The sequence below is a fragment of the Deltaproteobacteria bacterium genome (assembly GCA_016178705.1).
Lineage (GTDB): Bacteria > Desulfobacterota > Binatia > HRBIN30 > JACQVA1 > JACOST01.
Genome location: JACOST010000028.1, coordinates 796042 through 809751 on the forward strand (window position 1 = coordinate 796042; position 13710 = coordinate 809751).

16 protein-coding genes are annotated in these 13710 nt (G+C 62.7%); 14 read left to right on the plus strand and 2 right to left on the minus strand.

The features are described from left to right. Positions 1-46: 46 nt before the first annotated feature. On the minus strand, positions 47-784 hold the full coding sequence (locus tag HYR72_20580; GenBank protein ID MBI1817377.1) for an outer membrane lipoprotein-sorting protein: 738 nt from the start codon (positions 782-784) through the stop codon (positions 47-49). 111 nt (positions 785-895) lie between these two features. Here HYR72_20580 and HYR72_20585 point away from each other — a divergent pair, with 111 nt between their 5' ends. From HYR72_20585 to HYR72_20605, 5 genes are all read left to right on the plus strand, one after another. Beyond that, entirely contained in the window at positions 896-1699 is an 804-nt protein-coding gene (locus tag HYR72_20585) for a c-type cytochrome (protein ID MBI1817378.1), read from the plus strand. Positions 1700-1888: 189 nt separating this feature from the next. Then, a complete protein-coding gene (locus HYR72_20590; protein MBI1817379.1) occupies positions 1889-3157 on the plus strand; it encodes a porin in 1269 nt (422 codons plus the stop codon). Between the two features lie 127 nt (positions 3158-3284). After that, entirely contained in the window at positions 3285-3725 is a 441-nt protein-coding gene (locus tag HYR72_20595) for a response regulator (protein ID MBI1817380.1), read from the plus strand. A 92-nt stretch (positions 3726-3817) separates the two neighbouring features. After that, positions 3818-5305, plus strand: coding sequence for an aldehyde dehydrogenase family protein (locus HYR72_20600; GenBank protein MBI1817381.1), 1488 nt, complete (start codon positions 3818-3820; stop codon positions 5303-5305). A 92-nt stretch (positions 5306-5397) separates the two neighbouring features. Then, positions 5398-6588: an acyl-CoA dehydrogenase family protein gene (locus HYR72_20605; GenBank protein ID MBI1817382.1), complete on the plus strand. Its 1191-nt coding sequence runs from the start codon at positions 5398-5400 to the stop codon at positions 6586-6588. Between the two features lie 79 nt (positions 6589-6667). Here HYR72_20605 and HYR72_20610 read toward each other — a convergent pair whose 3' ends face one another. Next, on the minus strand, positions 6668-7465 hold the full coding sequence (locus HYR72_20610; GenBank protein ID MBI1817383.1) for an alpha/beta fold hydrolase: 798 nt from the start codon (positions 7463-7465) through the stop codon (positions 6668-6670). A gap of 208 nt (positions 7466-7673) precedes the next feature. On the opposite strand from HYR72_20610, the gene HYR72_20615 reads away from it, so the two are divergent. The 9 genes from HYR72_20615 (at position 7674) to HYR72_20655 (ending at position 13643) form a co-directional block, all read left to right on the plus strand. Beyond that, positions 7674-8045, plus strand: coding sequence for a hypothetical protein (locus HYR72_20615; protein ID MBI1817384.1), 372 nt, complete (start codon positions 7674-7676; stop codon positions 8043-8045). 48 nt (positions 8046-8093) lie between these two features. After that, entirely contained in the window at positions 8094-8387 is a 294-nt protein-coding gene (locus HYR72_20620) for a redoxin domain-containing protein (protein ID MBI1817385.1), read from the plus strand. Between the two features lie 42 nt (positions 8388-8429). Next, a complete protein-coding gene (locus HYR72_20625; GenBank protein ID MBI1817386.1) occupies positions 8430-9599 on the plus strand; it encodes a thiolase family protein in 1170 nt (389 codons plus the stop codon). A 45-nt stretch (positions 9600-9644) separates the two neighbouring features. Beyond that, positions 9645-10055, plus strand: a complete 411-nt coding sequence (locus tag HYR72_20630) for a Zn-ribbon domain-containing OB-fold protein (protein MBI1817387.1) — start codon at positions 9645-9647, stop codon at positions 10053-10055. Between the two features lie 122 nt (positions 10056-10177). Next, a complete protein-coding gene (locus HYR72_20635) occupies positions 10178-10543 on the plus strand; it encodes a winged helix-turn-helix transcriptional regulator (protein MBI1817388.1) in 366 nt (121 codons plus the stop codon). 115 nt (positions 10544-10658) lie between these two features. Beyond that, entirely contained in the window at positions 10659-11717 is a 1059-nt protein-coding gene (locus HYR72_20640) for an alpha/beta hydrolase (protein MBI1817389.1), read from the plus strand. Continuing rightward, entirely contained in the window at positions 11714-12538 is an 825-nt protein-coding gene (gene arsM / locus HYR72_20645) for an arsenite methyltransferase (GenBank protein ID MBI1817390.1), read from the plus strand. Before HYR72_20640 ends, arsM begins: the two co-directional genes overlap by 4 nt. 636 nt (positions 12539-13174) lie before the next feature. Then, the gene (locus HYR72_20650) at positions 13175-13339 is read left to right on the plus strand and encodes a hypothetical protein (protein ID MBI1817391.1); all 165 of its coding nucleotides are present in this window, start codon (positions 13175-13177) and stop codon (positions 13337-13339) included. 4 nt (positions 13340-13343) lie between these two features. After that, positions 13344-13643, plus strand: coding sequence for a 4Fe-4S dicluster domain-containing protein (locus tag HYR72_20655; GenBank protein MBI1817392.1), 300 nt, complete (start codon positions 13344-13346; stop codon positions 13641-13643). Positions 13644-13710 lie beyond the last annotated feature (67 nt).

The window sequence follows — 13710 nt, forward strand, 5'->3', positions numbered from 1 at the left end:
CCGGCTCCCACTGCCTAACTGCCTACTACCGTCTGCCTACTACTTACTATCTTCCGCCTACTGTCTTCGCCAGGAGCGCCGGATCGAACCGCTCAGGCGAAACGCTCGGGGGCTGACTCCACTTCAGGGTCAGCGTGCTCATCGTCCGCATCTTGAAATCTTCCATCGTCACCGTGGTCGGCAGCCACTTGCGGCCAACCAACACCTGATCGCTGTTGCGTTGCATCTTCACCAGATTGTTGGGCGTCTGTTGGTAGTACATGACCTTGAGGGGAATGTTCCGCTCGGTATCGAAAGTGACCACCAGCAAACAGTAGGGCGAAGCCTTCGGGGCGATTGAAACGGTCATGCGGCCGGCCCCCTCATCGCTGATGCGAGTGTCGGCGAAGTTCGCGATCCGCAGCGGTTGCAGATCCTCGCGCGCGAACTCGCTGTCCGCGAGCGTCGCGTCGGCTGGAAAGGGTTGCGCCTGCGTGGCGCCCTTGGCGAGACGGAACGCTTGCGTGCCGTCGTTCAAGATGAGCGCCTTGCCGCCGTCGTTGCCCAACTCGACGTAGAGATCAGTGCCGACGGTGCCCGGCCGGTAGATCAGGATGGCGGGAAAGCGATGGGTTTCCTCCGGCGAGGCGACGGTCAGCTCGCCGTCGGCGCGCACTAGCGCGGTGACACGCGATTCCTCCTCGACGGCGCGTAGCAGAGCGGGCAGGCGGCCGGTGTCCTGTGCCGCGACCCGGGAAGCGACCAGCGTCGCTATCGCCGTCGCTCCAATCACCCAACTGCGCATCCGTTCCTCCTGTTCAGCCGCGAAACGCGACCATCTACGCCGATGCGCCATTGCGTTGTCAAGGCGGGTCGGGTTTATTCGCACGCGGGAGAGCGAGCGGAAGAGAGAGTGATGCGGCGCATCGGTTGGGGCCGGCTGCTGGCCTTCGTGCTGATCATCGAGAACGGCTTCTTGCTGTTCCCGATCGTGCGCGACTTCGTGCTCAGCAGCGAGGAGAGTCCGGCGGCACGTGGGCGCCAAGTGGCACTGAATCTGGGTTGCTTCAACTGCCACGGTCCCGACGGCCGCGGCAACGTGCCCAATCACGGCAGCAAGTTCGACACCGTGCCCGGCTTCGGCGAGCAAACGTTGATGATGTTCGTGAAGAGCGACGCCGAGCTACGCGAATACATCCTCGATGGCGGCCCGCAACGCCGCCTCCAGAGTGAAAGCTACCGCGACGAGATGGCAGCGCAGGCGCTGCGGATGCCGGCGTTCCGCGGCTGGGTGAGCAATCGCGACGTCGACGCCCTAGTGGCGTATCTGCGCGTGGTGTCCGGTCTGTTGAGTCCAAAGGATGCAATTGTAGTCAGCGGCGAGCAACTCGCCGGCAAACTTGGTTGCTTTTCCTGTCACGGCGAGATGGGGATGGGCGGCCGGCCGAACCCCGGTTCGCTGAAGGGATACATTCCCGGTTTTCTCGGTGAGGATTTCCACGAGTTGGTGCACGACGACGACGAGCTGATGACCTGGTTGCGCGACGGCGCGTTGCCGCGCATCGGGGGCAGCGGCCTCGGGGGTTTTTTCTTCAAACGCCAGCGCGTTCGGATGCCCGAGTACAAGCGATTCGTTCCGGAAGAAGACCTGCAAGCCCTGGCGGCCTACGTGCGCTGGCTCGCCGCCGGCACGTGGCGCCACGAGCAACTGTCATCGTAGGCACCGCGGCGGGCGCTGCCGGTTTTTTGGGCGGCGCCCAACATCTGGGCATAACTACGCCCGGCGCAGGTCCGCCCCCCGTGCGGCGCAAACTCACGGCCTTCAGGCGGCTCGTGGCACCGGCGTTGCTCTGCTTGGAATTCTCACAAACGCAGGCAGCAGTCTGCACATCATAAGGAGGGGACAATTATGAGAAGGCACACTACGGTACGTCTGGTCGCGGTCATGGCAGGTTGGGCGGGCCTGGCGCTCGTTGCCAACGGCACGGTCGCGGGCGCGCAAACGCTGCAGGAGCGCGTCGACGCGCTCGAGAAGAAAGTCGGCGACGGGAGCAAGACTGCCGTCGACGACTACGGCATCAAGTTCCACGGCTTGATCGCGGTCGACTATACCTACGACATCAATGCCCCCGACAGCGGCGGGCCGTTTTTGACTCTGTTCGATAACGAGAAGAACAGCTTCCTGCTCAATCTTGCCAACCTGCACGTCGAGCGGCAGTCGGAGAAGGGGGTCGGCTTCGTCTTCGATATGGACTTCGGCAAGACCGCGGACGTGGTCAACAACACCACGTTCTTCGGCAAACACGACAGCTCGGGCGCACCCGTCACCGGCAACGGCACGGACTTCTTCGATGCGCGTCAGTTCTACATCACCTACAAGGTTCCGGTCGGCAGCGGCCTGAACTTGAAGGTCGGTCGCTTCGTCACGCTGGCGGGCGCGGAGATCATCAAGTCGTACAACAACATCAACTACAACATCAGCAACTCGATTTTGTTCGGCTTCGCGATTCCGTTCACGCACACCGGCATCATGGGCAGCTATGCGTTCAACGACCAGCTCAGTGTCGACCTCGGGTTGGTGAACGGCTGGGACGACGTCTCCGACAACAACAACGGCAAGAGCTTCCATGGCGGCATCACGGTCGCGCCTGATCCCCGCTTCTCGTGGTACACCACGATCATGTACGGACCGGAGCAGAACGACCGCTCGGGTTCCAAGCGCTTCCTGGCCACGACGTTGTTCACCGTCAAGGCCACCGATCAGTTGACTCTGATTGCCGACTACAACTACGGCAATGAGAGCAACGTGTCATTGACCAGTTCGGGCCTACCGAACGCGACCTCCACCACGGCGCTCTATGGCGCGCCGGGCAACGCGGAATGGCAAGGCGTCGCGGGTTACATTGTCTATGCGCCGCTCGATGAGTTGCAGCTCTCGTTCCGCAGTGAAGTCTTCGACGATCCGGATGGCGTCCGCACGCTGGTTCAGCAACCCGGCTACGGCCCTGGCGCCACCTATTGGGAAGTCACGCCCACCGTCAGCTACCGAATCGCCGACGGACTCTGGTGGCGCAACGAGTACCGGCACGACGAGGCGGACAAGCAAGTCTTCCCGACGAGCGACCACATGGCTCGCGGTCAGGACACGATCGCGACCGAGTTGATTTACACGTTCTGAGGTATGCCACGCTGCAAAGGTCGACAACTTTTGTAGCTTCCTCCCGTGAGGGTCTCGCCGCCACTCTCCCTGGCGGCGAGGCCCTCTTCTCACGTGCCGCGATTGGCTGTGCCTGTGAGTCGTTTCGGTGATCAAACACGTTCTCGTTGTCGATGATGACCCGTCGATTCGGCTGGTGATCGAACACGCGCTCGCCGGTGAGGGTTACGAGGTCAGCACCTGCGACGATGGCAGCGAAGTGATGGACCGGCTGGCGCGCACGCGCTTCGATTTGGTCGTGCTCGACCTGTACATGCCGGGCATGAACGGATTCGAAGTGCTGCGTCAGATCCGCGCGCGGCCACTCGGCACGCTGCCCAAGCCGCAGACACCGCCGACGGTCAAGATCCTCGTGATCTCCGCGCACAGCGACCCGGCGACGACCCAGTTCGTGCTCAAGCGCGGCGCCGACACCTGTCTAGCCAAGCCGTTCGATCTCGGCGATCTTCTGCAAGTGGCGCGGCAGCTCACCCAATTGCCACATGCGGCGCGCGCACGTCGCGGGCGCAACAATCTGACCACAGCCTAACGAAGCACGGCGCTTTTTCTCTTCGAACCCCTGTTAACTATTGACGCGCAGTCGTGCTAGGAAGGCGCCACTTTCGCCTGAGGAGTACGAGCATGTCGTCAGCCCAAGCGCGCGGGACGCCGCCAACCTATCGCATGTACATAGACGGCGCATGGTGCGACGCCAGCAACGGCGCCACCTACGATCTGCCGAATCCGGCCACCGAAGCGATCGTAGCGCGCGTTCCCAACGCCACGCGCGCCGACATGGAACGCGCCATCGCCGCCGCCCGGCGCGCGTTCGACGACGGGCCGTGGCCGCGCACCAGCCGGCATGATCGCGCCAAGATGATTCGCCGCATCATCGACGGAATGGAGAAGCGCAAGGAAGACCTGCGCCAGTTGCTCATCATCGCCGCCGCCGCGGAATACGTCTCGCATCCAATTCAACTCGACCTGCCGTTCGAGTTGCTGGCGAACTACGCCGACCTCGCGCTGTCGTTCGAGTTCGAGAAGATGCTGCCGACCATCATCACACAGAGCCCGATGGGCGCTCAGGCCGTCAGCGCCATGGCCTACCACCAACCGGTGGGTGTCTGCGGCATGATCCCGACCTGGAACTTTCCGCTCTTCGTGAGCGTGCAAAAACTCGGTCCGGCATTGGCCGCCGGCTGCACGATGATCTTCAAACCCTCGCCGTACATGCCGCTGATCGATCTCGCCCTCGCCGAGATCATCGAAGAGTGCGATCTGCCCAAGGGTGTCTTCAACGTCGTGACCGGCGAGAGTCCCGACCTCGGTGCGTTGCTGGTCGAGAGTCCGTTGGTCGACAAGATTAGTTACACCGGCAGCGTCGCGACTGGAAAGCGGATCATGGCCGCCGCCGCCGGCACGTTGAAGCGGGTGCACTTGGAGTTGGGCGGCAAGTCGGCGGCGATCGTTCTCGATGACGCCGATCTCGACTTGGTGGCCCCATACACTTCCGGTCCGAGTTTCTTCCACGCCGGGCAAGGCTGCGCGATGTGTACGCGGGTGATGGTGCCGGCCAGCAAGCACGACGCGGTGGTCGAGCGCCTGGCGAACTTCGTCAACATGATTGTGAAGATCGGCGACCCGGCCGATCCCACGGTGATGCTCGGCCCGGTGATTCGCGCAGAACGGCGCGCGAAGATCGAGGAGTACATCGAGTCCGGCAAGCAACAGGGCGCTGTGCTCGCCACCGGCGGCGGGCGGCCGGCGGATCTGCCGAAGGGTTACTTCTTGCAACCGACGATCTTCGGCGGCGTACGCAACGACATGCGGATCGCGCGTGAAGAAATCTTCGGCCCGGTGTTGTCGGTTATGCCGTTCAAAGACGAGGACGACGCCATCCGCATCGCCAATGATTCGCCCTACGGCCTCGGCGGCGCGATCTACAGCGCCGACCGCGCCAAGGTGATCGCGATGGCCAAGCGCATCCGTACCGGCACGTTGAACATCAACGGCGCCGTCAGCTTGATTCACCTCCCGTTCGGCGGCTTCAAAGACAGCGGCATCGGCCGCGAAGGCGGCTGGTGGGGCGTCAACGAGTACACGGAGATTCAAGCCATCGCATGGACGTGATCAACGGCTGATGGCAGATAGCCTATCGTCGGGCAGCATCCACCGATTGACCATGCGCCATCAGCGATAGGCCATCTGCCATAAGCGATCCCATGGACCTTTCCTACACTCCCGAACAAGAAACCTTTCGCTTGCGGCTGCGCCGCTGGCTGAAAGAGAACCTGCCGCGCGGTTGGGGCAGCGATGCGTTTCCGCCATTCGCTACCTACGAAGATGAAGTCGCGTTCATGCGTGATTGGCAGGGCCAACTCTACCGCGCCGGTTGGGTCGGCCTCGCGTGGCCGAAGGAATACGGCGGACAGGGCGCGACGCTAGTCGAACAGGCAATCTACAACCAAGAAATGGCCCGCCTGCGCGCGCCCGAGCTGATCAACAAAGTTGGCGTCAACAACGTCGGGCCGACGCTGATCATGTTCGGCAGCGAAGAACAGAAGCACCGGTTCATGCCGAAGATTCTCTCGGCGGACGAAATTTGGTGCCAGCTCTTCAGCGAGCCGGGTGCCGGTTCCGATCTCGCGTCGGTGCGCACCAAAGCGGAGCGCGACGGCGACGGGTACCGCGTCAGCGGCCAAAAGGTCTGGACCAGCTACGCGCAGTTTTCCAAGTGGGCGATCTGTTTGGCGCGCACCGATCAGGACGCACCCAAGCACAAGGGCCTGAGCTATCTGATCGTCGACATGGAAGCGCCGGGCATCGAGATCCGCCCGCTGCGGCAGATGACCGGCGGCGCCGAGTTCAACGAAGTCTTCATGGACAACGTGTTCGTGCCGCGCTCGTACCTGATCGGCGGCGAGAACGAGGGCTGGCACGTCTCGATGCACACCCTCGCGCACGAGCGTGGCACTGCCTTCTGTTTCAAGGAACAGGTGAAGCAGAAGATCTGGGTGGATCAACTCGTCGAATTGATCCGCGAGCGTGCCGCGGGCGGACAGCCCGTCTCCGCATCGGTGCGCGACGAAGCGGTCAAGGCGTTCATCAACGTCGAAATCATGGGCTTGATGAATTTGAAAACGATCACCCGTCTCGATCGCGGCGAATTACCCGGACCCGAATCGAGTTTGGTGAAGGAATTCTGGACGCGCATCTCGCAGCACTTGCAACAGGTGGCCGTGGCCGCCGAAGGGGTCCACGGCCAGCTCCTGTCGGGCGACGCGCACGCGCTCGCCGGTGGCCGCTGGGCGACGACCTATCTCTACGCCCAATCCAACGGCATCGCCGGTGGCACGTCGGAAGTGCAGCTCAACATCCTTGCGCAACGCATGCTGGGCCTGCCGAAGGGCTGACCTCGTGAATCGTGAGACGTGAATCGTGAGGGCGTACTCGGAGTGTATTCCTCCGACTCACGACTCACGTTTCACGATCTCACATCGGTAGCAGAAACTCTTTCACCGCCGCATTGAACTCGTGCGGAAATTCGACGTTGGTGATGTGGCCGGCGCGCGGGATGCGAACGAGACGCGCGCCGCGGATGCCGGCGGCGAGTTCCTCGGAACAAATCGGCGGCGTGACCCGATCCTCGTCGCCAACGATCACCAACGTTGGCACGGTGATCTCGCCCAGGCGGTCGCGTGCGGCGAAGGTCATCGCGGCGCGCGCGGCGCGTACGTACACCGCTTTGTCGTTGCGAGCCACTTGATCGATGAAGTAGTCGCGCATCACCGGGTCGACGCGTTCGGAGAACGCGTTGGTGATGCGCGCCTTCGCGATCACCCCCATCGAGTTGTCTTCGATGAACTGGAGCGCCTCGCGCCCCACACTCTCGAAACCGACCGGCGCTGCGGCCAAGGTGTCCGCAAGCACAAGGCTGGCGGCGGCGAGCGGGAAATCGAGCGCGAGCTGTTGCGCCACCATGCCACCGAGCGACAGGCCGCCGATGTGCGCGCGTTCGACGCCCTGGGCGCGGAGCAAGCGGACTATGTCGCGCGCCATGTCGGCGATGGTGAAGTCGGTGTCACCACCGGTCGACTCACCATGGGCACGCAAGTCGACCGTGATCACCGGAAAGCGATCCGCAAACGCGAGCACCTGATACAGCCACATCGCGTGGCTGCCGCCGAGTCCGTGAATGAACACGATCGGCGCACGCCCAGCGCGCCACGGCTCGCAGAAATCGTGTAGCTCGTAAAATAGTCCGATGTCACCAACGCGCTGGTGGGGCATGAGAGAACCTCCGCGGGCGGGAACAGACCATGGGGGGTCGAGGGCGTCAATGGCTGTGGCACGCATCGCCGATGGCCGATGGCTTGAGGTCGGAGAAGATCTCGATCTGCCCGACCTACCATCAGCCATCTGCTATCAGCCACCAGCTCATCCGCCATCTGCCATCAGCGAGTTGACCTAACCGCCGCGCCCGCTTACTGTCGCGGCGATGTTGCTGGTGTCCATCGCCGTCTTGGTCGGGGCTATCGCGGTCTACGCGCTGACCCCGGCGCTGCTGATCTATTGGAAGTACCCGTGGCCGATTTACGGCGCGATGCTCGCGTCGGTCGCGCTCGCGCTCGGCAGTCGCCGCCGCGGCATCCTACGCTACGCCACCGTTGGTCTCACCGGATTGGTGACGGTCGGGTTCCTGATGGTCACACTGTTCACGACTAGGCTCGATCACGGCCAGCTTGCGCTGCGACCAGGCGATCCCTTTCCCGATTTCACGCTGACGACTTCCACCAAGCACCCGTTCTCATCCGCCGAACTCAAGGGCCAGAGCGCGGCGTTGTACATCTTCTATCGTGGCGATTGGTGACCCTTCTGCCGTGCTGAGCTCGGGCAGCTCACAAAATACTACGGACAGATCGAGCAGCAGGGGGTGAAACTGTTTGCGGTCAGCGTCGACGAGCCGGACGCGTCGGAAGCGCTGCGGCAGCGCTTGCACTGTGACTTCACGTTCCTCTCGGATTCCAAGGGCGAGGTGCTCGATCGGTTGAACATCCGCCATCGCAACGGCCACGAGGGTCACGACATTGCGTTCCCCACCCAAATCCTGGTCGACAAGAGCGGCATCGTGCGCTGGACGTTCGAGTCGGACGACCTGCGCGTCCGCGTCGAACCTGAGCAGATCTTCACTGCCATCGCCGCACTGCCGTGACTCGTGAGTCGTGACAACGCGCTGTGTGGTAAGGATGATCTGATGCGTCTGAAGAGTGCGACCGCCATCGCTGGGCTCGGGATTACCAAGCAAGGGAAAGTCTACGAGCACAACCAAGTCGGCTTCGCCATCGAAGCGATCAAGCTGGCGCTCGACGATGCCGGGCTGACGCGCGCCGATCTCGACGGCGTGTTGCTCAATCCGGGGCTGAGCTGGACCGACGGTGGCATGGGCGCGTTCGGCCTGCAGCAAGCGATGGGGCTGCACAACCTCCGGTTGGCGCACACGATGAACGCGGGCGGCGCGACGGCCGGCGCGATGATTCATCAAGCCGTCGAAGCGATCGCCACCGGCATGGCGACGACCGTCGCCTGCGTGTTCTCCGACGCGCCGCTGAAACCACCGGCGCCCAAAGCCGAAGGCAAGAGTAGCGGCTCGGCGGCGGCGTACGCCTTCGGCCGCGGCCTCGAGGCCGCCTATGGCCAGTTCGGCGTCAATGCGATGTATGCGCTGGTGGCGCAACGCCACATGCATCTCTACGGCACCACCAACGATCACCTCGGTGCCATCGCGGTCGCTGAACGACAGTGGGCCAACAAGAATCCGCAGGCGCAGTTCTACGACACGCCGATGACTCTCGACGACTACCGTCGCTCGCGCTGGATCGTCGAACCGTTTCGCCTATTCGACTGCTGCCTGGTTTCCAACGGCGGCGTCGCGGTGATCGTGACCTCGGCGGAGCGCGCACGCGATCTCAAGCGGCCACCGGTCTACATCTGGGGCATGGGACAAGGCCATCCCGGCGGCGATCCGTCGGAAACCCTCACTTCCGGCGCGCCGCTCGCTAAAGAGCAAGCGTTCACAATGGCCGGCATCACGTTGGGTGACATCGACGTCGTCGAACTCTACGACTGCTACACGTTCACCGTACTGGTGTGCTTGGAGGACTACGGCTTCTGCAAGAAGGGCGAAGGCGGTCCCTTCGCCGCCGACGGCAAGCTCGCGCCCGGTGGTGCGCTGCCGGTGAACACTGGCGGCGGTCAACTGTCGTCGTTCTACATGTGGGGCATGACACCGGTGTCCGAAGGCGTGATTCAAATCCGCGGCGACGGCGGCGCGCGCCAAGTGCCCGACGCCAAGGTGGCACTCGTCAGCGGCAACGGTGGTATTCTCTCCACCCACTCAACACTGGTGCTGGCCAACGAGCCCTAACCACAAACAACAAACCACAGACCCGAAACCAGAGACCAGGGACACATGTCCGCGTACACGAAACCCATTCCCGTCATCACGCCTGAGATGCGGCCGTTCTACGACGCCGCCAAGCGACACGAGTTGGTTGTGCAACACTGCAGCGGCTGCGGTGCGCACCGATTTCCGGCGCGAGGGATCTGCTCGCACTGCCTGTCTCCCGAATCGAGCTGGGTGAAGGTGTCCGGCGAGGGCGAGGTCTTCAGCTTCAACGTCATGCATCAGATCTACCATCCCGGTTTCGCGACCGAGGTCCCGTACGCGGTGGTGGTGGTGAAGCTCGCCGAAGGCGCCAAGATCACCTCGAATCTGGTCGGCGTAAAACCGCACGACATCACCATCGGCATGCCCGTGCGCGTGATGTTCGAGGACATCATCGAGCACGTGACGTTGCCGAAATTCCGATCGGTGGAATAGGGATCGGCGACTGCTCCCCGGCGCGGCGAGAGCGGCGGCCGACCGAGAGCCGGGCACGCGACATAAGTGGGCAGCCAGCATTGACAGTGCGATGCTGGCGTCCTATACGTGCATCCATGCGCATGGATGCTTCTAAAACCCGAGCGGCGGCGTCCGCAAAGACTCGTAAGAAGGCGGCCCGCGATCTCGATGGCATCTTGGAGTCGAAAGTCTTCCGGGCGCTCTGCGAGCCGGTTCGCGTCGAGATCCTCAAGCTGCTGACCGAGCGGGGACGGTCGGACATCGCCACGATAGCCGCCCGTGTTCCGCAAGACCGCTCGGTTGTCTCCCGCCACCTCGCGCAACTTCACCACGCCGGCTTCGTGCGGAGAGAGAAAGTGGGCCGCAACGTCTTCTTCGAAATGGATGGGCCAGCGGTGGTGGCTCAGATCGAGGACGTGCTGGAGCGTTTCAAGGCGCTCGTTCCACTGTGTTGCCCCGGCAAGTGAGCAAGCCGATTTTCGTTCTTTTGGTCCATACACATGCATGGGTGTGCATATACGCAGATGAATCGCGGTCCCGACATCGGGCCTGATGGTTGGAACGACGCAAAGGAGGAAGGCAATGCGGAAGACCTACACGGCAATCGTGATCGCGCTGGTCCTTGGGGGGATCCTGGCGGTCTCCTTGTACGGTGGATCGAGCGTCGACAGAGCGGGGTTCGCTCTTGAACCGAACGAGCCGGCGCTGGAAGAGTTCTCCCGACACAAGCGCTACATCGAGGTCAGCCCATGGCGGGTCGCCTACATCGATGAGGGACAGGGCCCGCCGGTGGTCCTGCTCCACGGTTGCCCGTTCCACTCCTTCCAATGGCGCGATCTCATTCCGCGACTCCGAGAGAAGTATCACGTCCTGGCGCCGGACTTACTCGGCTTGGGGGACACGCAGGTGCGACTGACCGACGACTACCGGCTCCCCAACGACGTGGCAATGGTCATCGGATTCCTCGACGCCCTCGGCATCAGGGAGGCCGACTTCGTCGCGGCCGACCATGGCGCGGCCACGCTGCAACTGCTCATGCGAGACCATCCGGAACGGATTCGACGCGCTGTCATCACGAACGCCGAGGCCTATGACCAGTGGCCGAGCAAACCTGAGATACCATATCTGAAGCAGGTCGTGAGCCCATGGGCGAGCCCCCTGTTCCGCTTCGCACTCCGCTTTACCTGGGTGCAGCGCGAAGTGTTCGGCGTCGCGGTGCATCAGAAGGACGCGTTCACCGACGAGGTGCTCTACGCGTATACGCGGGCTCACATTGCGACGCCGGAACGCTGGGCCCGGCTGCAGCGATTTTTTCGCTGGCAGCTCGATCCCGAGCACAACCGCGTGACGATGGATGCGGTGGAGGGGCTTCGACGGTTCGAGAAGCCGACACTCATCCTGTGGGGGAAGCAGGACACGAATTTCGGCCCGGCGATCGCCGAGCGACTCGCGGGTGACATTCCAGGAGTCGTTGGTGTGGAGTATCTCGACCACTCAGCGCACATGCCCTTTCAAGAAGAGCCGGAGCAATACGCCAGAGCAGTAGCACGCTTCTTGGCCACCGACAGTTCAACCTTGGAGCAGCAGCGGCGCGCGTTTCGCGCAGAGCGAGCCGCCAAGAAAGAAGGAGCAACGCAATGACGATTGAAGACCAGAAGAGCGCCGATGCCGTGCGCGGCATGGTCCGGGAAGGCTACGCCGAAATCGCCCGCAACACGGGCCAGCGCTGTGGTGCGGCCGCCGTCAACGCCGAGGTGATCGCCCGACACATCGGCTACTCGAACGACGACCTCCACGCGGTCCCAAGCGGAGCGAACCTCGGGCTTGGTTGCGGGAATCCACTCGCCTTCGCTCAGGTGCAGCCGGGTGAAACCGTGCTCGACCTCGGCTCGGGCGCCGGTTTCGATATTCTCCTCGCCGCGCAGGCTGTAGGCGCCACGGGTCGGGTCATTGGCGTCGACATGACGCCGGAAATGCTGGCGCGGGCCGAAGCGAACGCTCGCGCTGCGGGCGTTGGCAATGTCGAGTTCCGCCAGGGTTACATCGAAGCGCTTCCGGTCAATGACGCGAGCGTCGACGTGGTTATCTCGAACTGTGTCATCAATCTCTCGCCAGAGAAGACCCGCGTCTTCCAAGAGGCGTTTCGAGTGCTGCGTCCGAAGGGACGACTGGCGATATCCGACTTAGTGCTCAGCGCACCACTGCCGCGCGGGCTCTTCAAAAGCGTGGAGGCCTATGTCGGCTGCGTCGCCGGCGCCATGCAGCGCGATGACTACCTCGCGGCCATCACCAATGCGGGATTTCGGATGGTGGAGGTGGTCGCGGAACATTCGTTCGGGGGCCTGCTTGACCTGCAGAGCCCCGAGATTCTTGCGGCTCTCGCGAAGGACGGATTCACAACACAGGACGCCGAGTGCGTTCTTGAAAGCGTGATGAGTGTGAAGATCGTGGCGCACAAGTAAACGCGCGTACTGGCGCAAACCCGCGGCGAAGATCACCGGCACGGGCGGGAGCGGTGAGGAACTGGGTGTAGGCTTGCTCGACACCAAACCGGGTACGGACCGCAACCGCGGCACGTTGCAGGACGAAATCAATCAGACCCAAGTAGTCGGTGCTCTTCATATTTGCTCGAAGACGATCCTGGCGGCCGCACGAGTTTGAACTGTTCGGCAACATCACAAAGCCCGTTCTCTCTGTGCTGAGGAAGTGGACCGGCACATCGCGAAACACCAGCGCGAGCAGCATGGGAAGAAACGTAACCTCGCTCGGCGTCTTAGACTCCCCGCAATTCTCGGAAGCGTCGAACAAGCTTGTCCCGCCGTTGTTGGAAATCCGAATGCAGCTTACGCGCCTCCCAAGGAAATCGATTGCCCAATAGACACGCCCAGCCACCGCCGCGAACAGCGAGGCAATGCCAGGCACTGTAAATCGATTCGCATTGAGGCGAGGGCGCCGAAAACGCACGCTCGATTCATAGCTCACCTAACCTCGGTTACGCGAGCATCTGATTATCGTGCGAACGATACCGGAAGGTCGTGCGGGAATCCTTGACGTCGTGCCCGCCGTGCACATACGCTCCGCAACGCAAGGAGGTGGTGATGGAGAAGCGGATGGATTCGGGCACCGTTGGTGAGCGCGTCGGCGAACCCGACGTGACCGAGTATTGTCCGAACTGCGGCGCGCGCGGCACCTGGCAGAAATGCAAACTGATCTGTTCGAATCCCAATTGCGGCGTGCGCATCATTTTAGCCTGCGTGGATTGATCTGATGATGAGTGAGCCAGCGCCGACAAAGACGTGCGCACCCGACGCGGGGCGCGTTGAACCGCACATCGACCGCTCGCGTTGCGAGGCGAAGAGCGACTGCGTGCGCGTCTGTCCGTACAACGTGTTCGAGGTCCGCAAGCTGCTACCCGCCGAGCGACAAGAGCTATCGTTCTTCAGCAAGCTGAAACTGTTCGCCCACGGCGGCGAGCAAGCCTTCGCCGTGCGCGCTGCCGATTGCCATGCCTGCGGCCTGTGCGTGAAGGCTTGTCCCGAGAACGCCATCACCTTGGTCGCGGTGTAGCGCATCGCCGTCCCTGGTTTGACGTCGTCGGACAATGGGAGAATGATCGGCAATCCGGAAGAGTTGA

Bases quoted from the DNA above. Each gene is read 5' to 3' on its own strand.
- HYR72_20580 (MBI1817377.1), bottom strand. From the start codon at position 784: ATGCGCAGTTGGGTGATTGGAGCGACGGCGATAGCGACGCTGGTCGCT.
- HYR72_20585 (MBI1817378.1), top strand. From the start codon at position 896: ATGCGGCGCATCGGTTGGGGCCGGCTGCTGGCCTTCGTGCTGATCATC.
- HYR72_20590 (MBI1817379.1), top strand. From the start codon at position 1,889: ATGAGAAGGCACACTACGGTACGTCTGGTCGCGGTCATGGCAGGTTGG.
- HYR72_20600 (MBI1817381.1), top strand. From the start codon at position 3,818: ATGTCGTCAGCCCAAGCGCGCGGGACGCCGCCAACCTATCGCATGTAC.
- HYR72_20605 (MBI1817382.1), top strand. From the start codon at position 5,398: ATGGACCTTTCCTACACTCCCGAACAAGAAACCTTTCGCTTGCGGCTG.
- HYR72_20610 (MBI1817383.1), bottom strand. From the start codon at position 7,465: ATGCCCCACCAGCGCGTTGGTGACATCGGACTATTTTACGAGCTACAC.
- HYR72_20615 (MBI1817384.1), top strand. From the start codon at position 7,674: ATGTTGCTGGTGTCCATCGCCGTCTTGGTCGGGGCTATCGCGGTCTAC.
- HYR72_20625 (MBI1817386.1), top strand. From the start codon at position 8,430: ATGCGTCTGAAGAGTGCGACCGCCATCGCTGGGCTCGGGATTACCAAG.
- HYR72_20630 (MBI1817387.1), top strand. From the start codon at position 9,645: ATGTCCGCGTACACGAAACCCATTCCCGTCATCACGCCTGAGATGCGG.
- HYR72_20635 (MBI1817388.1), top strand. From the start codon at position 10,178: ATGGATGCTTCTAAAACCCGAGCGGCGGCGTCCGCAAAGACTCGTAAG.
- HYR72_20640 (MBI1817389.1), top strand. From the start codon at position 10,659: ATGCGGAAGACCTACACGGCAATCGTGATCGCGCTGGTCCTTGGGGGG.
- arsM (MBI1817390.1), top strand. From the start codon at position 11,714: ATGACGATTGAAGACCAGAAGAGCGCCGATGCCGTGCGCGGCATGGTC.
- HYR72_20650 (MBI1817391.1), top strand. From the start codon at position 13,175: ATGGAGAAGCGGATGGATTCGGGCACCGTTGGTGAGCGCGTCGGCGAA.
- HYR72_20655 (MBI1817392.1), top strand. From the start codon at position 13,344: ATGATGAGTGAGCCAGCGCCGACAAAGACGTGCGCACCCGACGCGGGG.